General features: G+C 47.7%; 25 protein-coding genes. 1 reads left to right on the forward strand and 24 read right to left on the reverse strand.

Going from position 1 to position 25,780, the window contains the following annotated elements:
• Nucleotides 1-379: 379 nt before the first annotated feature.
• Nucleotides 380-931: a hypothetical protein gene (locus D829_RS0123355; protein WP_017691331.1), complete on the reverse strand. Its 552-nt coding sequence runs from the start codon at nucleotides 929-931 to the stop codon at nucleotides 380-382.
• An 85-nt stretch (nucleotides 932-1,016) separates the two neighbouring features.
• On the opposite strand from D829_RS0123355, the gene D829_RS0123360 reads away from it, so the two are divergent.
• Nucleotides 1,017-1,607, forward strand: coding sequence for a TetR/AcrR family transcriptional regulator (locus D829_RS0123360; protein WP_026081370.1), 591 nt, complete (start codon nucleotides 1,017-1,019; stop codon nucleotides 1,605-1,607).
• An 84-nt stretch (nucleotides 1,608-1,691) separates the two neighbouring features.
• Here the strand turns inward: D829_RS0123360 and D829_RS0123365 are convergent, their stop codons facing one another.
• From D829_RS0123365 to D829_RS0123475, 23 genes are all read right to left on the reverse strand, one after another.
• Nucleotides 1,692-3,029 (reverse strand): TrkH family potassium uptake protein, encoded by a 1,338-nt coding sequence (locus tag D829_RS0123365; protein ID WP_017691333.1) that lies wholly within the window; start codon nucleotides 3,027-3,029, stop codon nucleotides 1,692-1,694.
• A gap of 204 nt (nucleotides 3,030-3,233) precedes the next feature.
• Complete coding sequence (gene lysS / locus D829_RS0123370) at nucleotides 3,234-4,745, reverse strand: lysine--tRNA ligase (protein ID WP_017691334.1); 1,512 nt, start codon at nucleotides 4,743-4,745, stop codon at nucleotides 3,234-3,236.
• 116 nt (nucleotides 4,746-4,861) lie between these two features.
• On the reverse strand, nucleotides 4,862-5,341 hold the full coding sequence (gene greA / locus D829_RS0123375; RefSeq protein WP_017691335.1) for a transcription elongation factor GreA: 480 nt from the start codon (nucleotides 5,339-5,341) through the stop codon (nucleotides 4,862-4,864).
• 251 nt (nucleotides 5,342-5,592) lie between these two features.
• Nucleotides 5,593-6,612, reverse strand: coding sequence for a tRNA dihydrouridine synthase DusB (gene dusB / locus D829_RS0123380; RefSeq protein WP_017691336.1), 1,020 nt, complete (start codon nucleotides 6,610-6,612; stop codon nucleotides 5,593-5,595).
• A 95-nt stretch (nucleotides 6,613-6,707) separates the two neighbouring features.
• Nucleotides 6,708-6,911, reverse strand: a complete 204-nt coding sequence (locus tag D829_RS0123385; RefSeq protein WP_026081371.1) for a helix-turn-helix transcriptional regulator — start codon at nucleotides 6,909-6,911, stop codon at nucleotides 6,708-6,710.
• Complete coding sequence (gene folK / locus D829_RS0123390) at nucleotides 6,863-7,411, reverse strand: 2-amino-4-hydroxy-6-hydroxymethyldihydropteridine diphosphokinase (RefSeq protein WP_017691338.1); 549 nt, start codon at nucleotides 7,409-7,411, stop codon at nucleotides 6,863-6,865. Before folK ends, D829_RS0123385 begins: the two co-directional genes overlap by 49 nt.
• 9 nt (nucleotides 7,412-7,420) lie before the next feature.
• On the reverse strand, nucleotides 7,421-7,783 hold the full coding sequence (folB, locus tag D829_RS0123395) for a dihydroneopterin aldolase (RefSeq protein WP_017691339.1): 363 nt from the start codon (nucleotides 7,781-7,783) through the stop codon (nucleotides 7,421-7,423).
• Nucleotides 7,784-7,900: 117 nt separating this feature from the next.
• A complete protein-coding gene (folP, locus tag D829_RS0123400; RefSeq protein ID WP_017691340.1) occupies nucleotides 7,901-8,764 on the reverse strand; it encodes a dihydropteroate synthase in 864 nt (287 codons plus the stop codon).
• Complete coding sequence (locus D829_RS0123405) at nucleotides 8,761-9,645, reverse strand: aminotransferase class IV (protein WP_017691341.1); 885 nt, start codon at nucleotides 9,643-9,645, stop codon at nucleotides 8,761-8,763. Before D829_RS0123405 ends, folP begins: the two co-directional genes overlap by 4 nt.
• A gap of 1 nt (nucleotide 9,646) precedes the next feature.
• On the reverse strand, nucleotides 9,647-10,222 hold the full coding sequence (gene pabA / locus D829_RS0123410) for an aminodeoxychorismate/anthranilate synthase component II (RefSeq protein WP_017691342.1): 576 nt from the start codon (nucleotides 10,220-10,222) through the stop codon (nucleotides 9,647-9,649).
• Nucleotides 10,223-10,272: 50 nt separating this feature from the next.
• Entirely contained in the window at nucleotides 10,273-11,886 is a 1,614-nt protein-coding gene (locus tag D829_RS0123415) for an anthranilate synthase component I family protein (RefSeq protein ID WP_017691343.1), read from the reverse strand.
• 140 nt (nucleotides 11,887-12,026) lie between these two features.
• Nucleotides 12,027-12,965, reverse strand: coding sequence for a cysteine synthase A (gene cysK / locus D829_RS0123420; protein ID WP_017691344.1), 939 nt, complete (start codon nucleotides 12,963-12,965; stop codon nucleotides 12,027-12,029).
• A gap of 346 nt (nucleotides 12,966-13,311) precedes the next feature.
• A complete protein-coding gene (locus tag D829_RS0123425; protein ID WP_017691345.1) occupies nucleotides 13,312-14,262 on the reverse strand; it encodes a peptidyl-prolyl cis-trans isomerase in 951 nt (316 codons plus the stop codon).
• A gap of 23 nt (nucleotides 14,263-14,285) precedes the next feature.
• On the reverse strand, nucleotides 14,286-15,176 hold the full coding sequence (hslO, locus tag D829_RS0123430) for an Hsp33 family molecular chaperone HslO (protein WP_017691346.1): 891 nt from the start codon (nucleotides 15,174-15,176) through the stop codon (nucleotides 14,286-14,288).
• A gap of 103 nt (nucleotides 15,177-15,279) precedes the next feature.
• On the reverse strand, nucleotides 15,280-16,050 hold the full coding sequence (locus tag D829_RS0123435) for a type III pantothenate kinase (RefSeq protein WP_026081372.1): 771 nt from the start codon (nucleotides 16,048-16,050) through the stop codon (nucleotides 15,280-15,282).
• Between the two features lie 6 nt (nucleotides 16,051-16,056).
• The gene (gene nadC / locus D829_RS0123440) at nucleotides 16,057-16,923 is read right to left on the reverse strand and encodes a carboxylating nicotinate-nucleotide diphosphorylase (protein WP_017691348.1); all 867 of its coding nucleotides are present in this window, start codon (nucleotides 16,921-16,923) and stop codon (nucleotides 16,057-16,059) included.
• Nucleotides 16,920-18,560 (reverse strand): L-aspartate oxidase, encoded by a 1,641-nt coding sequence (nadB, locus tag D829_RS0123445; RefSeq protein ID WP_017691349.1) that lies wholly within the window; start codon nucleotides 18,558-18,560, stop codon nucleotides 16,920-16,922. The genes nadC and nadB overlap by 4 nt, the downstream gene beginning before the upstream one ends.
• 35 nt (nucleotides 18,561-18,595) lie before the next feature.
• Entirely contained in the window at nucleotides 18,596-19,534 is a 939-nt protein-coding gene (gene nadA, locus D829_RS0123450) for a quinolinate synthase NadA (RefSeq protein WP_017691350.1), read from the reverse strand.
• 299 nt (nucleotides 19,535-19,833) lie between these two features.
• Nucleotides 19,834-21,879, reverse strand: coding sequence for an ATP-dependent zinc metalloprotease FtsH (ftsH, locus tag D829_RS0123455; RefSeq protein ID WP_017691351.1), 2,046 nt, complete (start codon nucleotides 21,877-21,879; stop codon nucleotides 19,834-19,836).
• 100 nt (nucleotides 21,880-21,979) lie between these two features.
• A complete protein-coding gene (gene hpt, locus D829_RS0123460; RefSeq protein WP_017691352.1) occupies nucleotides 21,980-22,519 on the reverse strand; it encodes a hypoxanthine phosphoribosyltransferase in 540 nt (179 codons plus the stop codon).
• A 52-nt stretch (nucleotides 22,520-22,571) separates the two neighbouring features.
• The gene (gene tilS, locus D829_RS0123465; protein ID WP_017691353.1) at nucleotides 22,572-24,011 is read right to left on the reverse strand and encodes a tRNA lysidine(34) synthetase TilS; all 1,440 of its coding nucleotides are present in this window, start codon (nucleotides 24,009-24,011) and stop codon (nucleotides 22,572-22,574) included.
• A gap of 44 nt (nucleotides 24,012-24,055) precedes the next feature.
• Entirely contained in the window at nucleotides 24,056-25,003 is a 948-nt protein-coding gene (locus D829_RS0123470; RefSeq protein WP_017691354.1) for a protein kinase, read from the reverse strand.
• Nucleotides 24,987-25,739, reverse strand: coding sequence for a VWA domain-containing protein (locus D829_RS0123475; RefSeq protein ID WP_017691355.1), 753 nt, complete (start codon nucleotides 25,737-25,739; stop codon nucleotides 24,987-24,989). Before D829_RS0123475 ends, D829_RS0123470 begins: the two co-directional genes overlap by 17 nt.
• Nucleotides 25,740-25,780 lie beyond the last annotated feature (41 nt).

Raw genomic sequence — 25,780 nt, forward strand, 5'->3', positions numbered from 1 at the left:
GCTCTAGCTGATCCAAGCCAAGGCTTGTTTCAAACTTTCGCGTTCATTCTGCAAGCAGAATGTTTACTCACTCGTTGTTCAGTTTTCAAAGATCAAACTTATTTCGTTACCGAACGTCGTTCTCTTCAGCAACTTTTATATCTTATCACATCCGAACCAACTTAGCAAGCTCTTTTTTCAAGTTTCTTTCGAAGCTTATTTGATTTGCTTGCCGCACCGTGTAAACCGTGTTTTCTTGGCCGGAATTAGAATATACCATCTACAGATTTTGAATGCAAGTCTTTTTTTGAAGCTATATTAACAATAGGTTTGATCTAATACGGACGTACATATGGTATCCTCTCAACTTAGCAAGTTTATACGCACGTCCATTTTCACTTTAATGTTTAACATTCCTAGCAGGAACCTTTCTTGGCCATAAACTGTAACTAAAGCTTATCAGAAAATCGATTCCGAGTATCATTCCCCACACTCTGATCAGATTATTGAAGACAGCTGTACGTTCAGGATCTCCAATCCACCATATCATAGCGAATAGAAAAGCACTTCCTATAGCCCAAGCCAATAGATGTCTAAACCATCCACTACGCTCACGACTCGCATGTTCTCTACCATATAACTTGTTACTGCGAGGGTTCTCTCCACCCTTGAACCAATATAGGAAATATCGATCCGCCCAAGCGATCATCTGGTGACCATAAGCAATGCTTGCTCCTATATACACCGCAGCTATACCATGAATCATACTTGCTGTAGCTCCTCGCTGTAGATCGATAACTGTAGCTACCAGCAATAACAGATCGATGACCGGCGTCGCCATTAACAAACCGGTACCTAACCGCTTCATGCCAAGAATATACCTGACACTCAGACCCGCGAACACAAACACCCAAAAGGCAATCTCACAACCTATAATGAAATAACCAATCATTTCAGCTCTCCTTTTTTGATACAATTGTATTAAATTTAATTTAGCACGTATGTATTATAATAATCAACAGTGATATAATACACCTATGCCTAAAATTGTTGATCATAATAAACAGCGCGTGCTCGTGGCCGAGGCAGCTTGGCGTATTATACGAAGAGACGGCATGGAACAGGCCTCTGTTCGGAATATTGCTGAAGAAGCTGGAGTTTCGGTCGGTTCGATGCGTCACTACTTTTCTACTCAATCGGAACTACTACTATATGCCATGAATCTGGTATCTGAACGGGTGTCTCATCGAGTCCAAAAAATGTCCTTTACCGGCTCTCCCATGGACAATATGAAATGCCTATTGCTCGAATTCTTACCAAACACGGAAGAAAAACTGGCTGAAATGGAGGTGTGGTACGCTTTTACAGCCAGATCGAAAACCGATCCTACACTCAAAAAACTTGCTAATACCGTATATGATGAACTCAGACAAGCTGTAGGTTCTGTTATCAAATACCTGATAAAGCTCGACCTCTCCAGACCCGATCTGGACAAAGAACTGGAGATCGAGAGATTGTATGCACTCGTGGATGGCTTAGGCATACATACCGTGCTTAGACCAGATCAGATGAATGCCAAGCTCATGGACGATGTTCTCACCTTACATCTTGCTTCCTTGTGTCGTTAAACCAAAAAAACCGCAGCACATTCGTTGTGACTAAGCCCGTTACGATAACAGGAGTTAGTTCTGAATGTCTGACGGTTTTTCTTTTTATCCGATAATGATCCGGCCTTCCGGATGACGATACAGTTTCTTCTCTTTGCGCGGACGAAGAGCATACGCGATGGTTAATGGCCCAATCCGACCTACAAACATGGTAAAGGTAATAATGATTTTTCCCCAATTGGTCAACTCATCAGTCACTCCCACAGAAAGACCCACGGTACCAATAGCCGATGCAGCTTCAAACATCAGTGAAAGGAATGGCGCATCCTCTGTCGTAAGCAGAAGCATCACCACGATCATGAATATGATCAGAGAAACCATAATAATGGTCAACGCCCTCATCAGCAGTTCTTTCGGAACACGCTGGCGGAAAAACACAATATCCTTATTTCCCCGAATCATGGCATACACTGCACCAATCATGATCAGGAATGTAGTCGTCTTGATTCCGCCCCCGGTCGATCCCGGGGATGCCCCGATAAACATCAGCAGGATGAAGAAAAATTGGGTAGCCTGCCTCATCTCCGTGATATCAATTGTGCTTGTTCCCGACGAACGTGTAGAGACAGACTGGAAGAAGGACGCATAGATCTTCTCGCTCCAGGTGAGTGAAGCCAGTGTATGTCCATTGGTGAATTCGAAAACAAACAACACAATCGCTCCTATACCGATCAGCGCTCCGGATACAGACAGCACCAGTTTGGACTGAAGAGATAGACGGCGGCGTTTGCGATATTCGAACAGATCATTCAATACGACAAAGCCAAGTCCACCAGAGATAACGAGTATGGAAGCAGTCAGATTGATTGTCCAATCTCCGGTGTAGTATAAGAAGCTGTTGCCAAACAAATCGAAGCCACCATTGTTAAACAATGAAACAGAATGAAATATTCCATAGTACACAGCCTGACCCAATGGCATCTCCGTTGCCCAGCGCAGCGCTAGTATGACAGCAGCCACCCCTTCAATGGTAAAGGAGAAAATCAACACCTTGCGGATAATACGTACGATACCCTCCATACTGTCTGCATTAATGGCTTCTTTGAGCAACAGCCTGTCCTTGAGCGAGATTCGTTTGCCCAACACTAGCGCAAAGAGAGTAGCCATAGTCATGAAGCCGAGTCCACCAAGCTGCATTAATACCATAATGACGATCTGACCAAACAAATTAAAGGTCGTCCCTACATCCACAACGACAAGTCCAGTCACACAAGCGGCAGAGGTTGATGTAAAGAGCGCATCAATAAACGCCAAATGCATACCGCTTTGGTTGGAGATTGGCAACATGAGAAGCATCGTTCCCATCGCAATGATAAGCAGAAAACCACCGACCAGAATTAACGGAGGAGATAAGAATTTAGCAAAGTGAAGCCTGAACTTCATGAAGGGCACCTCTTTTAACAAAAATACGAACAGGTTAATCTAACAATTTCAAGACGCAGTGCTACCCTAATGGTGTGCTGTGAGCAACGGCCTTCTGACAAACTTTATTTTTAGCGTCTATGTAAACCTAAAGAGGAACTTGCCCCAGCATGAAACTGAACGGCAGGTTCCTCTTCTATTATGAACGTATACGGCGTTCCTTATTTAATCTTGCGTACGAGGACGCATGTGCGGGAAGAGCAGTACGTCACGAATCGACGGGGAGTTGGTAAGCAGCATGATCAGACGATCCACCCCGATTCCCAATCCGCCTGTTGGTGGCATACCATATTCGAGCGCACGGATGAAGTCGTCATCCATCTCATGAGCTTCGTCGTTCCCATGTTCTTTCTCCAGCATCTGTGCTTCAAAGCGCTGACGCTGATCGATTGGATCATTCAGCTCTGTGAAGGCATTGGCATGCTCGCGTCCAACGATGAACAATTCGAAGCGATCCGTGAAGCGCGGATCTACATCATTTTTCTTCGCCAGTGGTGAGATTTCAAGAGGATGTCCCATAATGAATGTCGGTTGAATCAACGTCTCTTCCACAAACTCTTCAAAGAACGCGTTCAGAATATGACCGAATGTCATATGTTTCTCAACCGGAACCTTATGTTCTTTCGCCAAATTATGCGCTTCTTCATCCGTCATGTGCACCGAGAAGTCTACACCCACAACTTCCTTAACTGCATCCACCATCGTAACACGGCGCCACTGCGGCGTAAGATCTACTTCATAATCTCCATACTGGATCACTTGCGTACCCAGTACTTCCTGTGCAATATGAGCAACCAAGTTCTCCGTCAATTGCATAATATCCTTGTAGTCGGCATATGCCTCATACAATTCAATCATTGTGAACTCCGGATTGTGACGTGTGGACATACCTTCGTTCCGATATACACGGCCGATCTCATATACCTTCTCCAGTCCGCCAACAATCAGACGTTTCAGGTGAAGTTCAATTGCAATCCGCATGTACAGTTCCATATCCAGCGCATTGTGATGTGTGATGAACGGACGTGCTGCAGCTCCTCCTGCGATGGTATGCAACGTAGGTGTTTCCACTTCCAGATATCCAAGGGAATCCAGGTAACGGCGCATCGATTGAATGATTTTGGAACGTAAGATGAAGGTCTGTTGTACGTCCGGGCTCACAATCAGGTCAACATAACGCTGGCGGTAACGCAGCTCAACGTCCGTGAGACCATGGAATTTATCCGGAAGCGGATAGAGCGATTTGGACAGCACTTCAAGATCTTTGACTTTGACAGAAGTTTCACCTGTTTTGGTCTTAAAGATCACACCCGTTACCCCAACGATATCGCCAAGGTCCAGCAGGCTAAATGCCGCATACTTGTCTTCAGGCACGCTATCCTGACGAACATAGATCTGGATTCTGCCGCTCAGGTCCTGAATATGTGCGAAGCTTGCTTTACCCATTCCCCGCTTCGCCATAATCCGTCCGGCAATACTGACTTCGATGTGCTTCTCTTCCAGCTCTTCCTTGGTCAGTTCTTCATACTTCTTCAGAATGGAGCCGGCTTCTTCGGTACGTACGTATTTTTGGCCAAAAGGGTCGATTCCCAATTTGCGGAGCTCGTCCAATTTGTCACGGCGAATTTGTAAAAGCTCGCTAAGTTCGGTTTCCTGATTCAAGACTTCATCCGTCATGATCTGTATTCATCTCCTTATTTACATTGCAGGCATCGCGAGAGGACGTTTTTCCTCTAATGTTGAAAAAGCTTCCCTAAGGAAGCTTTTGTTTACCGTGCCCAACTGCTTCGTTGCTATAGCTTTTTAATGTCCATAATTTTATATTGAATTACGCCAGCAGGCACACTTACATCAACAACTGTATCTTTTTTCTTGCCGAGAATCGCTTTACCTACAGGGCTCTCATTCGATATCTTGTTCTGAAGCGGGTCTGCCTCCGCAGTACCTACAATCGTATATTCCGTGATGTCACCAAACTCCAGATCTTCTACAGTGACGGTTGCACCCACGCTTACGGCATCGGTATCGATCTCGTCGCTGTTAATAATCCGCGCGTTACGAAGCAATTTCTCCAACGTGATTACACGTCCTTCAATGAAAGCTTGCTCATTCTTCGCGTCTTCGTATTCAGAGTTTTCACTGATATCTCCATACCCGATGGCTACCTTAATCCGTTCAGCCACTTCGCGGCGCTTAACCGATTTTAGCATTTCCAATTCTTCTTCCAGCTTCTTGAGTCCTTCTGGTGTAAGGATAACTTCCTTATCGCTCATCTCAACCGATTCTCCTGTCATGGGAATAAATTTGATTTCACGGCAACGGAACCAGTGCTGTTTACAGAGCCCCGCCCGCATACATATTCAAAACTATATGAAGTTCTCCAGAGAAATAGAATATTCCTCCTGATGCAATAGCCTTATTAACGCACATGGCGAATTTATACTGTGAAAGTATAGGGGAACGATCTTGAAAAGTCAATGTTACGTCCCCTATAGGTGTAAACGTTTTACAGATGCGTTTATAATTAAGATGCATTTCCGGCGATTACCGGTTCTGACTCCAAATTACCTTCGCGTTTCAGCTGACTCACAAAGTTCTCCAGAATATGTACCATCTCATCCCGCTTGGTTCCTTCCATAATAACGTCCTTGATGCGAGCAGATCCTTTCAAACCTTTCAAATACCAAGCCAGATGTTTACGCATCTCGCGTACGGCAACCGTCTCATTCTTCAATGCGATCAGGCGATCCATATGCAGGATGGCAACACGGATCTTCTCTTCGCCATTCGGGTCGGGAAGCAACTCCCCCGTGCTTAAGTATTGAATGGTACGATACAGCATCCATGGGTTACCCAGAGCAGCACGACCGATCATAACTCCGTCACAACCCGTTTCATCCAGCATACGGCGTGCATCCTCTGGTGTATGGACATCACCATTGCCGATCACTGGAATAGAGACAGCCTCTTTTACATCTTTGATGTGTGACCAGTCAGCTGTGCCTGTATAGAGTTGCTCCCGTGTTCGGCCGTGTACACTTACCGCCTGTCCGCCCGCACGTTCAACCGCGAGCGCATTCTCAACCGCGAAGATATGCTCGTTATCCCAGCCAATACGCATCTTGACCGTCACCGGCTTCTCAACCGCATCTACTACAGCGGATACCATTTCATAGATTTTGTTCGGATCAAGTAACCAACGTGCACCTGCATCGCATTTCGTCACTTTGGGCACGGGACATCCCATGTTGATGTCGATGATGTCTGCATTGGTTTCTTTGTCCACGATTTTGGCTGCTTCAACGAGGGAATCCCGATCTCCCCCAAAAATCTGAAGGCTCAGCGGTTTCTCACGCTCATCTACAAACAACATCTCACGTGTACGCTGGTTGCCATGGACAATGGCTTTGCCACTCACCATCTCCGCGCATACGAGGCCTGTTCCGAATTCTTTTGCGATCAAACGAAAAGCCGGATTACATACGCCAGCCATCGGCGCAAGTACGACCTGGTTTTTCATTTCAATGCCACCAATGTTAAGCACGGTAGTCGTTCCACTCCTTTTTAATTCTGTATATATCACGATATAAAGTTCGATCGGTGTCTTGGTTGTTGTAACATGACGAAACCGAAACGGCTCTAGTTACCCTGCAACTCCTCGATACTGATTGCCAGCACACCAGCAATTCGATCGAGCTCTTGCTGTGATACCTTACGGTTTCCCCGTTCAATGGTTCCCAGAATGGCCAGCGAGATGCCGGTCTCGGCCGCAAGTTCATGTTGTGTTAAACCTTTCAGCTTCCGGAATGCCCGGATTCGATTGGCCAATTGCATGTTTTCCAAAGCTGTATTCCATCCTTTCCATCCAGTACAGACAACGATGAGTGTACAAAGGTATACAAACCTGAAATCTCGCCCTCGGGTACGATATCCGACAGTGGGACCAGCACAAAAGCCCGTTCTCCCATACGGGGATGAGGCAATTGAAGCAATTCGGTATCTCGCGTCTCACCGTTCATCCAGAGCAGATCCAGATCAACGGTACGCGGTCCCCAACGAATATCACGAACACGTCCAAGCCGGTTCTCGATATCCAGTAATTCCGTGAGCAACTGCTCCGGTGTCAGCATCACCTGTATGGCGACTGCCATATTCAGAAACGCAGGCTGATCTACATATCCTACAGGCTCCGTCTCATATAGTGCAGAACAACGCAGAACGGATATATGAGGGTGTTCATCCAGCAAAGACAATGCTTCAAACAGCGTCTGTTCCCGGTCACCCAAATTGGCCCCTAAAGCAATATAAGCCTCTGAAGATTCAGAGGTCGAATGTGCAATCATGATCGGTTCTCACTTTCTTGTGCGGCGAAGCTCTACCGTTACGCCCTCAAAATGAATATCGAATGGCGGATGTGGCTTCGTCACCTTGACTGTCAATGCATTGATAATAGTATAAGTGTCTAGTAAAGAAGATGCAATATGTTCGCCCAAAGCTTCAATTAACTGGAATGATTTATTCTCAACAATCTGTTTTACCAGCTCATGGATCTCCGCATAATTAATCGTTTTGGTCAGATCATCGTTACGTCCAGCCTCACCCAGGTCCATATCAATCTCCAGATCAATATAATAACGCGCTCCCAGCTTCCGTTCTTCTGCAAAAACGCCATGATATCCGTAATACTCCATACGATGCAATACCATTCTATCCATACGATCCGCCTGCCCTCTATATATATTGAAATTTTAATCTATTTTAAGTTATCCCTTAGCTTCGCCTTTGAAAAACGTTGCACTTCCACTGGACGGGTCACCAGGGACCCGCCAGCATTATTTCCTCCGTAGACCCGGAGAAGCATATAACATGGCATCACACATGTCTGCCGTCCGCCGAATCGGCTTCACATCATGAACCCGAACCATCTGGCAGCCTTGGGCGATGCCAAATGCAACAGTCGCAGCCGTTCCTTCCAGCGCATCATCCGCCCCGACATTCAGGGTGTTCTGGATGAATCTTTTGCGTGAGGTGGCTAGCAGAATGGGATACCCCATTTCATTGAGCAAACCGAGCGATGACATGAGCTTCAGATTTTCTCCGAGACCCTTCACAAAACCGATACCCGGGTCCAGGATAATTTGATCTGCTTTCACGCCGGCTGTTAATGCAATCTGTATACTCTCCTGCAAATCGCTCACGACATCACTCAGATAATCGGTATAGTTTCGCTCCTGCCGATTATGCATCAAAATGATGGGACACCCCAGCTCTGCTGCCGTGCGGGCCATATCTGGATCTGCCTTGGCACCCCACACATCATTAATAATATGGGCACCGGCTAGAATAGCTTGACGCGCAACATCGGCTTTATACGTATCTACCGATATCGGAATGTGCGGGGCTTGCTGATGCAATGCTTCAATAACCGGAATAATACGGCTAAGCTCTTCATCGGCGCCCACGACATCTGAACCTGGCCGGGTGGATTCCCCGCCGATATCAATCAGGTCCGCCCCATCCTCCATCATCTGCTTGGCATGCGCAACCGCCCGCTCCACGTTGGTATAACGTCCACCATCCGAGAACGAGTCGGGCGTGACGTTAAGAATGCCCATAATCTGTGTTCTTGCACCCAGCTTCAACTCAGCTGGCCCCCATGCATAGTTCCGTTCATAGATGACAGGTGTAAGTGTCATGAAGTATACCCCGCTTTCTGCCGGTACATACCCAGAAGGACTGCTGTAACCGGGCCTATATGTCCATTGCTGATTATCGTTTCGGCACCGTCCTGATCCCGCAGAGTCGTAACCGGAACCAGTTCGGCAACCGAGCCTGTTAGAAATATTTCATCTGCTTGCAGGAGGTCCTGCCAAGCCGCTAACGTTTCTACGCAAGGAATTCCTTGCTGCGTGGCGATCTCAAGTACCATAGCTCTCGTAATGCCAGGCAGAATGCCGGTTGAGAGCGCTGGCGTGTAGAGTACATTTTCCCGTACCCAAAATACATTGCTAACAATACCCTCAGCGACATGCCCATCACGGGTTAATTGTAGACCTTCTGCACCCTGAACATACTGCCCATACCCGTTCAGCTCCCGTTTCGCCAGAATGCTGTTCATGTAATGCAGTGACTTGAACCGGACTTCACCTTCGGGTGTGTTGCGTGGCGTAGACAACCGTTGGAGCATTTTGCCGCTCTCATATAAAGAGGGAGTGGGTTCAGGTAATGCTTTTGCCAGTAAAATATGATTTGGCTTCGAATAATCACCAGAAGGTAAACCTAGAGGTGCTTCACCTGCGGATACCGTATATCGCACGTACGCATCCTGAAGTTCGTTCGCCTGCATCAAACGTTCAATCCAATCTGTCACCTCTGCTGCGGTCGTTGTAAAAGGAATGCCAAGTTCCTTACACCCCGAGGCCATGCGCTCCAGATGCCGTTCCAGAAGATAAGGGACACCCTGATAGGTCCGAAACGTCTCGAACAATCCAAGTCCGTACAAAAAGCCGTGATCCGTTACAGGAACCACGGCTGCCGCCATATTGACCAACTCTCCGTTTATCGCGGCATATTGCATGTTATACCTTCACCTGTTGGGACAGGAAGTTGCGAAGCATCTGATGTCCGTGGTCTGTAATAATGGATTCCGGGTGGAATTGAACTCCTTCAATCGCATATTCTCTGTGGCGCAGACCCATAATTTCACCTTCAGCTGTCTCCGCTGTAATCTCCAGGCAGTCGGGCAGGCTACTGCGCTCTACAATTAGGGAGTGATAACGGGTAGCTGTAAATGGAGATGGCAATCCGGCAAATACCGATGTTCCATTGTGGTGCATCTCGGATGTTTTGCCGTGCATCATGCGCTCCGCACGAATGACATTGCCACCAAACGCTTGTCCAATGGACTGATGCCCCAGACAAACACCAAAGATCGGAATGCTTCCCTTGAAATGCTCGATGACTGCCAGGCTAATGCCCGCTTCATTCGGTGTACACGGGCCCGGAGAGATCAGAATATGATCAGGTGCCAGTGCCTCTATGCCTACCAGATCAATCTCATCGTTGCGGCGAACTTCCACCGTCTCACCCAGTTCACCCAGATATTGAACCAGGTTGTACGTGAAGGAATCGTAATTATCGATAACCAGTATCATATGCCTGCTCCTCCTCATCTTCCGTCAACGCAAGTGACGGTTGCTTCGTTTTATTTTAGTTTAACAGCTTCTGTTCGCTCCACTTGTTCTTGTTCAACAGCTCTGTTGGCTTCCGCTTCCTCGCTGTAATTCACAGCTCTCATCATCGCTCTTGCCTTGTTGCGGCATTCCTTGTATTCCCGATATGGATCGGAATCAATGACAATACCTGCACCGGCCTGTACATAACCGACACCATCCTTAATGGCAAGCGTACGAATGACAATGTTCAATTCCATATTCCCACTGTAATCCATCCACCCGATGGAACCCGTATAAGGCCCACGCCGCACAGGCTCAAGTTCCTCGATAATCTCCATGGTGCGAACTTTGGGCGCTCCTGTAATCGTTCCACCTGGGAATGTCGCAGCGATCACATCAAATACGGATAACCCTTCTGCCAGCCTGCCTTCCACCTGGGATACGAGATGCATGACATGGGAATACTTCTCGATAGTCATCAATTCAGGCACATGTACCGAACCGTAGGCTGCAATCCGTCCGATATCATTACGTTCCAGATCGACGAGCATAATATGCTCCGCCCGTTCCTTCTCACTGCTGAGCAGTTCATCCGCCATAGCTTTATCCTCTGCTGCATCACGGCCCCTTCTTCGGGTTCCTGCGATGGGACGTGCACTGACTTTGCCATTCTCCACTTTGACCAGAAGTTCGGGAGACCCGCTTACCAGTTGAAAGTCAGGACTACGCAGCATACCCATATACGGTGATGGATTCACAAGGCGCAGCCATTCATAAATATGCTCAGCGCTCGAATGAAGCCGCTTTTCCTGTCTCAAGGACAGATTCACCTGGAACACATCGCCCTGCCTGATATATTCCTGTACCGTACGTACAGCCTGTTCAAAGTCCTCCTGTGGAAAGGAGGTTGCCCACCCTTCGGATTCCCTTTCCGCATCTTCAGGCTGCGGTGTACGATTGACCTGCTTGTTGCGGCGTTCCAGTGCCTGTTGTTGTTCCTCGGCCTGTGCAGCCCCCATAATATGAAGCCATCGTTGCTGCATCGCTGTCGCTCGTGCTTCGGCCACTGCATATAGACCACGGATATCGGTGTCGTTCTGATTAGGCTCTATAGCCAGATGAACCATGCAGAAAAGTGCCTGTTGCTGATGGTCGTACGCCCATATTTCTTCAAAACGCATCCACCAATAATCCGGCAGAGCCGGGTTATCTTCAGCCAAGACTGGAAGCTTCTCCAACGATCTCGCTACATCATAGCTGAGATAACCTGCATATCCACCTCCAAAATCTGGAGCCCCATCAACCTTGGGTGCACTATACGGGGCAGTCCATCTTTTCAATACATCAAGCGGCTTGCCGCTGTCCGTCAAGGTGGTTCCTTCCGGTACATCACGAATAACCGCTTCTTGACCCTTACCGGAAATTACGGATACGGGGTCTAGCCCCAGAAATGTATATCTCCCGCCTTTGCCATTCTCCAGCACAATTGCGTATGGTGACGCCTGCTGCCAGGCTGCCTCCCACGATAACGGTAAACCGCCATGATACGGTCCCTCATCCGACTTCGTGATATAGGGCATCATGGTCCAGCCTTGTTCAGCCCACTCCGTCCAGTCGGCGTATGTTGTCATCAGGTGTGTCATTGCGGTGTGCCGCCCTCCATCTGTCGCTAGTTCTATTGTCTGATAGTATACTAAAGCGCCGCTCCTTTTAAAAGCATTACGCCAAAAATCCTCCATACCCGTCATACGGGCAAGGAGGATTGGTTTTGTCATTTGTAGGCTTAGCCTTCGAAGTTGTAAAGCGGTGTGCTGAGGTAACGTTCGCCGTTACTTGGCACGATTACGACAACGCGCTTGCCTTCACCCAACTGTTTCGCAACCTGAAGACCTGCACGGATCGCTGCACCGGAGGAAATACCGGACAGAATGCCCTCTTCCTTCGCTACCTGACGAGCCGTCTCGAATGCATCATCATTCTCAATGTGAATGATCTCATCATAGATTTCCTGATCCAGAATCTCAGGGATAAAGTTGGCACCAATCCCCTGAATCTTATGAGGTCCTGGTTTGCCACCTGCCAGAATTGGCGAAGCTGCTGGCTCAACTGCAACAATTTTAATACCAGGGAAAGCTTCTTTCAGCACTTCGCCTGTACCTGTAATTGTTCCACCTGTACCAATTCCGGCAATGAAAGCATCCAACGTACCGCCCACAGATTGGATCGCGTCCACAATCTCAGGGCCAGTCGTTTCACGGTGGATCTTCACGTTGGCTTTATTTTTAAATTGCTCAGCCATGAAATAGGATGGGTTTTCTTTCAGCAGTTCTTCGGCTTTTTTAACAGCACCATTCATACCTTCAGCTCCCGGTGTAAGCACAAGCTCAGCACCATACGCACGAAGCAAGTTACGACGCTCCAAGCTCATCGTCTCAGGCATTACGATAACGGACTTGTAGCCTTTGGCTGCAGCCACCATCGCGAGTCCGATTCCCGTGTTACCACTTGTTGCTTCGATAATGGTATCACCTGGTTTCAGCTTGCCTTCTTTTTCCGCTTCTTCCACAATGCTAATTGCGATACGATCTTTCACGCTTGAACCTGGATTCTGGTACTCCAGTTTCACGAATACTTCAGCACTGCCTTCAGGTACGATACGGTTCAGACGAACAAGCGGAGTCCCTCCGATGAGTTCTGTTACGTTATTAACTACTTTAGCCATATGAATGCCCTCCTTAGTGGGATGAATAATACTTAAGTCCTGTTACCTTATACTGTGCGGCCGATAGCCTCTGGATGTTATAGAAGAACTGCGGAAATCCTGTTGATCCTATCCCTTACTGCTAAGATCTCTAGACAGGGCGGAAGTTTCCGAAAGTTTCTTTGTTCATAAGTAAATCTTTTATATCCGAGTAAACGAGTAGGTATTTATTATTTTCATCTTATCAACGTTAACCCTTATTGTCAATATGAGTACTCAAAAAAAATACGATGCCTCGGGCCCTAGGACCGTAGACAGCGTATTTTTATCAAGATGCAGCAGTACCAGACAATCTTTTCCATTTCATTCAGGAGGCCGGAATCTCGGACAGGATCACGGCTTCATACTTGTTACGCAACATTTGCTCCACCTGCGGCAACGGATCAGCCTGACTCAGAGCCAGTTGCATTCGAATCTCCTCACGGACTTCCTCGGCCGATTGCACCTGGCGTTCTTCTTTATCATTAAGTCTGATAATAACATAGCCTTCTTCTACTCGAACCGGACCGGCAATATCGCCTACATCCAGCCCGGCAGCGAGTTGAAGGATTTCTTCTGACTGGAATGGATCATTCCGCTCAATCCATCCCAGCCTCCCACCAGCATCACGAGAGAAGCTGTCTGTCGATTGCTTGCGAGCAGCTTCTTCAAAGTCTTCCCCCTTCTCCAACGCATCCAGTAAGGAATCGGCTTCATCTTCTTCCTTCACTACGATGATGGACAAGTCATATTTCTCGGGGGAAACGTAATCCTCACGGTGTTCAGTCCAGTAATGCTCAATATCGGCATCCTTGATCTGTATACCGATCGTTGCGATTTTCTCAAGCAGCAGCCTGTAGCCGGCTTCCAATTCAAGTTCCTGTTTTGACAGGCCCAACTGGGATTTCATTTCGTCAAAATATGATTTCTCTGAATCGTACCCATCCATCGCGGCGACAAGTTCTCTTGCAATCTCTTGGGGAGTGACGATCAGCTTGCGTTCAATTGCTTCGGCATATACCGCTTTACGGTTTAACATCTGGAGTAATAACTCACTGCCGTAACGTCGTTTCAGCGCATCGGTCCACTCTTTGTCCGTGATGACTTCTCCGTTGATCGTCGCTACGGTGCTTCCTTCTTCCGTATTGGCATCATGAGACGCATCTGCCTCGTCTTTGCCCTGTCTGAGACCATGCATAGCCATCACACTACCCATGACCAGCATACCGAGCGTCAAGACAATTACAGCCGTCCACAACCCTTTTTCCTGTCTTGTCATTCCGCATCCCGTCCCCGCATAGATCAGTTCTTGGCTTGCTCTAGGATGGTCTCAAGTTGTTCTTTGTTAAAGTCATAGGCTTCATTACAGAATTGGCAGACCACTTCAGCTCGGCCCTCTTCTTCAATTAATTGCTCCATCTCCGTTTGGCCCAGGCTGATTAGCGTCTTCTCTACCCGCTCACGTGAACACTCACAGCTAAAATGAATATCCAATCCTTCCATCACTTGTACATCTGGCAACAATCGGCGAAGCAACTCTTCCAATTCAAGCCCCTGCTCCAGCAACGTCGTCACTGGCGGCAATGTACTAATGGCGTTTTCGATCGCCGTGATCTCTGGATCTGTCAATCCCGGCAACAGCTGCATAATGAATCCGCCTGCGACGATAACGGAATTATCCGTATCAACGAGCACACCAACGCCTACAGCAGAAGGTGTTTGCTCTGATTGAGCAAAGTAGTACGTGAAGTCTTCGCCCAGTTCTCCTGAAATAATAGGCACACTGCCACGGTATGGTTCTTTCAGTCCCAGATCCTTCGTTATATTGATGAAACCTTCCGTTCCAACCGCGCCTGCAACGTCCAGTTTCCCCACGCTATTGCTTGGCAGATGTACATGCGGATTAGAAACATATCCCCGCACTTCGCCTTTGGCATTGGCATCAGCTACAATCTGTCCAATAGGGCCATCACCGTTGACTTGTACCGTTAACTTCTCTTTACCTTTGAGCATTGCACCCATAATGGCTGCTGTTGTAACCGTACGCCCCATGGCAGCTGTAGCCGTGGGAAACGTGTCGTGTCTTCTGCGTAGTTCCTCAACCAATTCCGTAGTCTGGATAGCAAAGGCTCTTACCTTTCCATTCATTGCTGTACCACGAATTAACCGGTCATGCTTGTTGTTGTTTTCCAAGTCATTCAGCCTCCTTTGGCGTATCGCCATAATAGTCGTAACACGGAAAAAACGGCACAACACTTAAGCTGTAATCTCAGCCCGCTGTATGCCGTCTCTATGCTCACCTTTCCCGGTTCCGCTCATATATAATACGCAGCCCTTCAAGCGTAAGCAGCGGATCAACTTCCTCTATACTACGGGTTTCTTCTGCGATAAGTGTAGCGAGACCACCCGTCGCGATAACTCGGGGCTTCGCTCCCATCTCCTCGCGAATACGTTCTACAATACCATCTACCTGGCCTGCATAGCCAAATATAATACCCGCTTGCATGGCATGAATAGTATTACGGCCAATGACCTTTTTAGGTTTCTCCAGCTCTATACGAGGCAACTTGGATGCCCGCTCATAGAGCGCTTCAGTGGCAATCTGGATGCCGGGTACAATAGCTCCCCCCAGATAGTGGCCTTTCTCGTCAATACAGTCAAAGGTCGTTGCAGTACCGAAATCGACCACGACGAGAGGGCCGCCATACTTCTCAACGGCTGCCACTGCATTAACAATACGATCTGCACCCACTTCACGAGGGTTCTCGTATCGCAGATTCAAGCCAGTTTTGATACCAGGCCCAACGAGCAAAGCTTTTTTGCCTACATACTTCTCACACATCGCTTCGATTACATTCACCAGTGGCGGAACCACAGATGAGATGATGACACCTTCGATGTCACTTGCCCTGATGCCGGACATATGAAATAAATTATAAATCAATACGCCGTATTCATCCACTGTTGACTGACGTGATGTACTCAGACGAAAGTGGTGCAGCAATTCCCGGCCTTGATATACGCCGAGCACCATATTGCTGTTCCCCACGTCTACAACTAGAATCAAAGAGGTTCACCCCTCTTTCTTTTCATTTAAATCCAGACTAATATCCAGGCTCTCAAAGGAATAGGTTAACCTGCCCACCGAAATTACATCCACACCACTCTCTGCAATACCACGAATGGTCTGAAGGGACACGTTACCGGATGCTTCAACTTTCACATGAGGAGCCCGTTCACGAATAAGTTCAACTGCTTCACGCATCCGCTCTGGATGCATGTTATCCAGCATAATGATATCTGCCCTGGCTTGCAAGGCTTCTCTCACCTGCTCCAGATTTTCAGTCTCCACTTCAATCGTCATCGTATGTGGAATAACGGTTCGCGCACGCTGTACCGCCTCGGTGATTCCGCCTGCACCCTTGATGTGGTTATCCTTAATCATAACGGCATCGTACAGTCCAAATCGATGATTCGCTCCGCCACCCACACGCACTGCATATTTCTCAAGTAATCGGTGGCCCGGCGTTGTCTTACGTGTATCCACGAGCCTGGTCTCAAGACCATCCAGAACATCCACGTAGGCACGCGTACGCGTAGCTATTCCGGACATACGTTGCAGCAAGTTAAGTGCCAGTCGTTCCCCTGTAAGCAGTGAATGTGTACTTCCCTCTACCTCGGCCAAAATCGTGCCATGGGTAACCTGGTCTCCGTCTGTTACCTTCGGTGTAAATAAAAGATCAGGATCAACGACCTGAAATACAAGTTCAGCTACGGTCATGCCTGCAATAATACCATTGTCTTTGGCGTGTATAATGGCCTTGGATTGGTTGCCTGCTGGGATCGTCACACTTGTTGTAACGTCACCTGCACCAACATCTTCACGAAGCCAGTTTTTGATTGATTCGATAAGCCCTTCATTATATCCGTTCAGTATCATGACATCAATTCCTCCACAATCGCTTGTTCTCGCTGCTGCAGGCTATGCTTCTGCCACACGATATCATCACGTGCCGGGAAATCCTCACGATAGTGAGCCCCCCGACTCTCCTCGCGGTGTAATGCTCCGCTGGTAACTAACCAGGCACAGGTCAGAAGGTTGGCATACTCCAGCTCTTCCTTATGAGTGAGTGTCTGATCAAAAAATTGCAATTCCTGTTGCAGCTTGTCCATGGCATTCTGCAGGTCCTCACCATTCCGGCGCAAGCCTACCTGACGAACCATCATTTTCTGTAATCGTAAGCGTCTTTCGGATACCGGCTTTTGCTCTTCCGTGATCTTGTTGATCTTGTTATTCATGTCCACAGATGAAGGCGCAGTCCCTCTTGCTTGTAATAAACCAAGCGGAAGGAGAAATTGAATACGATCAACAATTCTCCGCCCAAATACAATCGCTTCTGATAAAGAATTGCTTGCCAGGCGGTTAGCTCCATGCACTCCTGTAGAAGACACCTCGCCACAAGCAAATAATCGGGAGATGCTGCTCTCTCCACTAAGATCCGTTTTCACTCCACCCATCATGTAATGGGCAGCAGGTGCAACGGGAATCCAATCCGTTGTCATGTCCAATCCATAACGCATACAAGTCTCATATATGGTAGGGAACCGATGCTTGATCATCTCTGGCTGTTCATGCGTAATGTCCAAGTACACAAAGGTACTGTTGGTGGACTCCATCTCACTAACAATCGCTCGTGCCACGATATCGCGTGGGGCCAGTTCAAGCTGGGCATGATAACGATCCATGAAGCGCTCGCCCTTCACATTGCGCAAATATGCCCCTTCGCCGCGTACGGCTTCTGACACAAGGAAACGCGGGGCCCCCGGGTAACAAAGAGAGGTGGGGTGGAATTGGATAAATTCCATGTCACGAACAATAGCCCCAGCCCGATAGGCCATGGCTACACCATCGGCAGTAGCTACATCCGGATTCGTCGTGTATCGGTACAGTTGTCCTGCCCCACCAGAGCAAAGAACAGTTGCCTGTGCCTTCACGAACACTTGGGATCCGTCATCCTTCTGAACCAGAGCGCCAATGCATTCCCCTCGATCTCGATCTGTAATCAGGTCAACAACAAAATGCTCATCCCATACTTCAATCCCGGGATGTTCATTCACTTCAACAGCAAGCGCACGTACAATCTCATATCCCGTTGCATCTCCGTTGGCATGCAAAATACGGCGGTGGCTATGCGCACCTTCCTGCGTCAACGCCAACTCGCCGTTCTCCAGATCAAATAAAGTACCCAAACGAATCAGTTCCTTCACTCCGTCCGGACCCTCATTCACCAATACCTCTACCGCTTCGGAGCGGCATAAGCCCGCTCCTGCTACAAGTGTATCCTGCAAGTGGTAAGCAGGTGAATCATCCTCAGCAATAACCGCAGCGATGCCTCCCTGCGCATATCTGGTGTTGCTTTCAAGTAATGACTTCTTCGTAATCATTAATACACGTTGTTGTTCACTTGCCTTAATGGCAGTAAACAAACCAGCAATCCCTGAGCCTATAACCAGTACATCCGTCTCTACCATGGGTAGCGCAGACAGATCAAAATCAACTAAATATTGCGGTATCATGTTATTCACCTGTCTTGGAGCAAGAGTAGCGCATCCTACTTTACCAACAACATGCGCTCTAGTGATTCTCTGGCTTTGTCGGCAACGGCCGGTGGCACGTAGATTTGCGGCTTCATCGTTTCCAAGCATTTCACCAGTTTCTTCAAGTTGTTCACTTTCATGTTGGGACATACGAGGAACTTGGTAGCAAAGTGGAACTGTTTATCCGGACTATCCAGACGAAGCTGATATCCGGTACCATCTTCGGTCCCTACGATAAATTCCTTCGCTGATGAATTTTTGCAATACTCCAGAATAGCTGTTGTGCTGCCTACAAAATCACCCATTTCTACAACCTCAGGGCGACACTCAGGATGGACAACAAACTCTGCATTTGGATGCTTGGCTCTCATCTCCACCACATCTTTGACTGTGAGCATATCATGCGTGTTGCAGTAACCTTCCCAGATAATCATTTTCTTGTCTGTATGCTGCTGCACATAATGTCCCAGGTTTTTATCCGGTACCCAGATAATTTCGTCGGAATCCACCGATTGAATAACCCGTACCGCATTCGCTGAAGTACAGCAGATGTCAGTCTCTGCTTTGATCTCAGCCGAGGAATTGATATAAGTAACTACCTTGGCATTAGGGTGCTGTGCTTTCAATTTGCGTAGTCCATCCACATTCACCATATCTGCCATCGGGCAGCCCGCACGTTCGTCCGGGATAATAACTGTTTTATTTGGCGCTAAAATTTTAGCGCTTTCACCCATAAAATGAACACCACAGAAAACGATCACATCCGCATCTGTTTGTGCTGCCTTCTGGGCTAACAGAAACGAATCTCCACGGAAGTCAGCAACCTCCTGTACTTCGTCACGTTGATAATAATGGGCAAGAATAATGGCATTACGTTCCTTCTTCAACTCCATAAGCCGCTCACGCAGCTCGCGGTTCATCTCAGCCTTGCGCTCTAAAGCCAGAGCTTCCACCTGTGATCCTCTCCTTTATCGGGACAGCGTCATGCGCTGTTTCGTGGGCTAACCTAAGTCTTTATCTTCGCTTGAGAAACGAATCACAAGCGGTTTAACAACTAATTTACACAACGTTCACGACTCTGTCAATAAATGAAAAAGGGCCGGAACAGCGCTGTAACCACCTGTTTGCTAACTGGTTCGCCATCTAACTCCCGTTTATCTTTATCTATCCTCTTTTAAAATAATGGACAAAAAAAGAGAGCCACGAGGGCTCTCTTGATTTCACCTGCTATCATAGCCAGATGTATTGTGCATTAAGACGTTGGCTTAGTTCCGCCATCATCCGGGTTATTGTTATTACCCTTTTCCAGATTCGGAGCTTCGTTTGGAATATCTCCGGCTGGTGGCTCAGGCGTGTCATCTTTACCTTGAATACGAACACGCACATCACCGATGGTGTCGATGATTGGCTCTCCGCCTTCAGTTGGTGTGCCTTCACCATCATTGTCATTCTCTGCTTTTGGAGTCAAAGAACCTGTTTCGATCAATTGCTTGATCTGATCCATTTCCAAAGTCTCAACCTCAAGCAAAGTTTGAGCGATCAGGTGCATCTCTTTTGAATGTTTAACAAGCAAGTCCTTACACTTCTCATAACAGTCATTGATAAAGCGTTGCATTTCCTGATCAATCTCGTAAGCAATGGAATCCGAGTAATTCTGTTCATGACCGATATCCCGACCAAGGAATACCTGTCCTTGTGAACTTCCGAATTGCATAGGTCCCAATTTCTCACTCATACCGTATTCCATAACCATACTGCGAACAATACCTGTCGCTTGCTGGAAGTCACTGTATGCACCAGTACCAATTTCTCCGATGAACAATTCTTCAGCTACACGACCTCCGAGAAGGCCGGTTACTTTATCAAGCAACTCGCTTTTGGTAACCAGCATACGGTCTTCTTTAGGTAACATGATTACATATCCACCCGCACGTCCGCGCGGAATGATGGTCACTTTATGTACCATATCGGCATGTTCCAGGAAGTATCCTACAATGGTATGGCCTGCTTCATGATAAGCAACAATGCGTTTCTCGCGATCACTGATGACACGGCTTTTCTTCTCCGTACCGACAATAACACGGTCAATCGCTTCGTCGACTTCTTTCATGGAAATATCTTTACGGTTACGACGTGCTGCAATCAGCGCCGCTTCGTTCAAGAGATTTTCCAAATCTGCACCGGAGAAGCCTGTTGTACGTTTCGCGATAATATCCATCTTCACATCGTTGGTCAGTGGTTTATTACGGGAATGTACTTTCAGGACGGCTTCACGGCCTCTAACATCAGGGCGATCAACCGTAATTTGACGGTCAAAACGTCCTGGACGCAGCAAGGCAGGGTCCAAAATATCTGCACGGTTCGTTGCGGCTATGATGATGATGCCTTCGTTAACTCCGAATCCGTCCATCTCAACGAGCAACTGGTTGAGTGTCTGTTCACGTTCATCGTGACCACCACCGAGACCAGCACCACGCTGACGTCCTACAGCATCAATCTCATCGATAAAGATGATACATGGGGCATTTTTCTTCGCATTTTCAAACAAATCACGTACACGTGATGCGCCGACACCGACAAACATTTCCACGAAGTCGGAACCTGAAATCGTGAAGAATGGTACACCCGCTTCACCGGCTACGGCACGAGCGAGCAATGTTTTACCGGTACCTGGAGGCCCTACGAGCAATACGCCCTTAGGAATCCGTGCACCTACTGCTGCGAATTTCCGAGGATCCTTGAGGAAGTCAACAACCTCAACAAGTTCCTGTTTCTCTTCGTCAGCACCCGCAACATCTTCAAATGTAACCCGCTTCTTCTCTTCATTGTAGAGACGAGCACGGCTTTTACCAAAGTTCATTACTTTACCGCCGCCGCCTTGAGCCTGATTAAACAGGAAGAAGAACAGCAGGAACATAATGATCAAAGGAATAAAGGAAGTCAGCAACGTCAACCAGATGCTGTCACCTTTCATTGGCTCCTGATGATATTGGAAATTGTTAGTTTCACTTGCAGCTACAAGCTCACTAATTGCCTCATCCGTAGGAGGAATATACGTTGAGAAATTTTCTGATTTGGCGCCATCAGGTGCCTTCTTGTATTGACCGGTCACGAGATACGTTTGACCGTTAAATTGAACCGTCAATTCAGAGACATTGTTGGCTTTGATCGCTGCACGCAACTGATCATATCTAGGATTATCGGTGGCTTCGCCGCCATTGCTGACGAACTGGACTATCCCCACCACAACTAAAAAAAGAATCAAATAAAAACCAGAATTCCGGATGAACCGATTCATCCCCTACCTCCTCTCGAGACACTTTAATTATTTTAACATAGCCCGACATGGCTTCTCAACAGAAGCCAAGAACAGCTCAAGGCTTGGGTCGGGCAGGATATTAGCTACTATAGACTTCCGGCTTCAAAATCCCGATATAGGGCAGGTTCCGGTACTTCTCCGCAAAATCCAAACCGTAACCAACGATGAACGCGTCAGGAATGTCAAAGCCTGTGTAATGAGCTTCCAACTCAACTTTACGGCCTGAAGGCTTGTCGAACAGCGTAACCACACGCACCGACTCGGCACCGCGGTTTTCTAGCAGTTCAATCAGATAGCTGAGTGTAAGTCCGCTGTCGATAATATCTTCGACAATCAGAACTTCCCGTCCTTCAACGGATACATCCAGATCCTTAATGATTTTGACAACACCTGATGACTTGGTAGAAGCGCCGTAACTGGATACCGCCATAAAATCCATTTCAACAGGTACCGTTATGTTTTTAACCAAATCAGCCATAAATATAAACGCACCCTTGAGCACACAAATGACCAAAGGATTGCGATTTGCATATTCGGCACTTAGTGTTGCGCCTAATTCCTTGACTTTACTCTGAATTTCTTCTTCACTGATCAATACTTCCTGAATGTCGTTCTGCAACTGTGCGAACCTCCTAAGTTATACTATGAAAGCCTTACCTGAACCATAACCACTACCCCTGAATCGCTGAATCGCCTACAGTCATGTACAGGATTGCGGAAGTGCCCTCCCTGACAGGAGCCACATTGGACCGTCGAACACCTGGTAACCAGATAATATGACCTGCTCCATCACATACCACAGGAATACGTGGACGGACAGATGGGGGGATTTTCTCATCGATGAAAATATTTTTCACCTTTTTGCTTCCGTTTAATCCCATCACTTTCATGGTATCTCCAGGTAACCGTGAACGCACAACCAGCGGCATAAGCAGTTGATCCGCATCAAACGCGGCTTGATCCGCCGATTCCGGTACATGATAGTCCTCGGGACTCACCGTCATCAACCGAATATACCGGTTAATTGGGGTGAGTGAAAGCTCATAAGTTCCACTCCATTGCGCAAGACGATACTCGTAAGATTGATCCTGTACGTCCGTCCGTATGCCAAAAGAAATCAGATTATACTCCCGAGTGCAGGCGAGTGTCTGTCCTATATCCAGGCTCCAGGTCGTCACATGGGTCTCCATGACCTTGTGCCGAATGGTTTCTATACGGGTAAAGTCGACAAAATCACTGTCCAAAGGCAGATAATTCAATATTAGTTTAATCAACCTTCGTTGTAAAGCGACATGTAACTTCAAGAAGGAAGGCACCTCAAAGGTTTGCCTTCCGCCGTTCACCTGCACTAGACACCTGTATGTGTCATATGCACTCTGCTCCATGAAATCGTCTTCATCACCCACAATTTCGGCAAGCCGATTCAATGACGGCGTGAGTTGTCCATTATACTGCCCCAAAAAAGGAAGCACATCCAAGCGAATGGCATTACGCCGATATTTACGCAGGGCGTTGCTCTCATCATTGAAATACATAAAACCCTGGGTATTACAAGCTTCTACAAGGTCTGTCTTGTTTATACGAAGGCATGGACGAATAAGTTCCACATTTTTTTCTCGTCTTTTAAACTTCATTCCTGAGAGTCCCGACAAGCCGGTTCCACGAAGCAAATGAAGCATGACCGTCTCCGCCTGATCATCCGCATGATGTGCCAAAGCGATGCTTGCCGCATTATATTTGGTAGCTACTTCGTGCAGAAAAGCATATCGCTTGTTGCGTGCCGCTTCCTGTGGTCCTTGACCCGTCAGCTCCATATATGAAGGTACATCGGCCTTGGTCCATTCAAATGTAATACCAAGTTGCTGTGCCAGTACCATCATTTTCTCCGCTTCGTCATCAGATTCAGTCCGGAAGCCATGATGTACATGGGCACAGATTAATTCAAGCGGGACATGCCGCATGCTGATCTCGTGCATGATATGCAAAAAAGCTACCGAGTCCGGCCCGCCCGATACTGCGACGACAATCCGATCCCCGGGAACCCATAACTGATGCTCTTCCGCTGCATCCAGCACGTTCTTCACCAGCATGCTCCAGCGTAAAGCCTCCATACCTGTTCCTCATTCCTTGCGTTATGTATATGCACTCTCACAGATCAGAAAAGTAGTGCATAGATGAGCACTCCAATAAGTAATATCACAGATAAAGCGAATGCGTTCTTAAGCCAGCGCGGTGTTGTACTTTTGGAACGACGGCGAAGAGGCGTGGGACGCGCCATCATTTCCTTCCATCCTTGTGCCGCATGGCCTGCATCACGAAACTGACCTCGTAAAGCCTGAATCGTCCAGTTGCGAAAAGGACCCAGTCGTTCACTGCGCTCCACCAGCGCTACGAGCTGATTCACACTTCGCAGTTGCGGTAATCCTTCGGCTGCCAGTGCCTTGAGCGCGTCTGCTTCAAGTACATGAATCAATAATAATGCAAATGCAAATACATCATAGGTACCATCTGCCGTACGGCTGCCTGCATTCCAGAAGCCCCGATCATACCATTCGGTGAACTGTTTGACGCTTCGACCAATCGACGTAACTCCGCCGTAGTCGATCAATTCCACCTGCCCATAGTCGGATACTAACACATTCTGAGGTTTGAGATCACCAAACACCCATCCCGCCTGATGTAATTGTGCCAGCTTCTGCAAGAGTCTAAGTCCCACCAGAAGTGTCCAGTCTGTCCCCTGACGCCGAATGAAGTGATGAAGTGCCTCACCTCTAACGTAACGCATCACATAAAAGGGAATATCCCGGCCGCGAACGGCATAATCATCCACATCTTTAAGATAGGAAGGAATGCCGCTCTGCCGAAGGGCCTCATGATTACGCTGTAGTTGAAAAGATTTGAGTACATTGACTTCCGATTGCAGATCAACCGGATCAAATCCCATTTTTAGCGCGTAGTGTTTGCCATTTTCACCCCGTTGGACAAGAAAAACGATGCCATTAGCTCCTTTGCCCAGTAGCTTCCGAATCGTGTAACGACTGCGATTCCATTTCCCTGTAACCACTGTTCCTGGCGGGAAAGAGGCGTCAGACAACGTTGTCACCGAGCATCCCTTCTCTTTCAATGCGATAGTTCCCTTCTATTTCCTGCTGTTTCTCCAGTGTACCATAACGGTAAAAATCAATCACCTTCTGAATTGCAGGACCTGTCGGCGTTGCACCCTTCATCTGCAAACGTCCAAACAGGGACCGAACACGGCCTGGATCTGTTGTCCAGTCAATATCCATTACCACATCTTCTCCACTGTGCCGTCCCGGAAAATGAAATACGGAAAGCTTGCTCTGACCTATACGCGCCTGCAAACTCAACATTAAATCGCGAATGCCTTCTTCTACCGCAGCCAGTTTGGGCTTCATGCTGGCACTGACGTCTATTAACAATATAACCTGTAAGGCTGTAGTTTCAGCCATATCATCCATCACTTCCACGACCCGGGCGCGTTGTGCAGGCTCCAGATCCGTTACCGTTTTGGCCTCCTTCTCTCCCAAAATTTGTGTTAACTCTCTATTAACCGCCTGCTGAATGGTCTGAACCACCGTTTTCCTTGTCATCATCTGCATGGTATGGGCAAGCTGCCGTGTACCTACAATTTGGCTGATTCCACCTCCGGCTCTGGCAATATCCTCGATCTCCCGGCTGCCCAGCTCACCAATGGTTCCATAATCAATCACACCAACCACATTAACCGTAATCCCCTCTTCCTGCGCTTCGGCCGCTGCCAGCACCGGACTTGGTCCTACATTGGAACAACCGTCGGTGATCAACAAGATTTGCTTCATCCGATATCCCTCCGTTATTCGTTACTCTCCAACTCTATGAC

This window comes from Paenibacillus sp. PAMC 26794, from assembly GCF_000316035.1.
In the GTDB taxonomy this organism is placed as follows: domain Bacteria; phylum Bacillota; class Bacilli; order Paenibacillales; family Paenibacillaceae; genus Paenibacillus.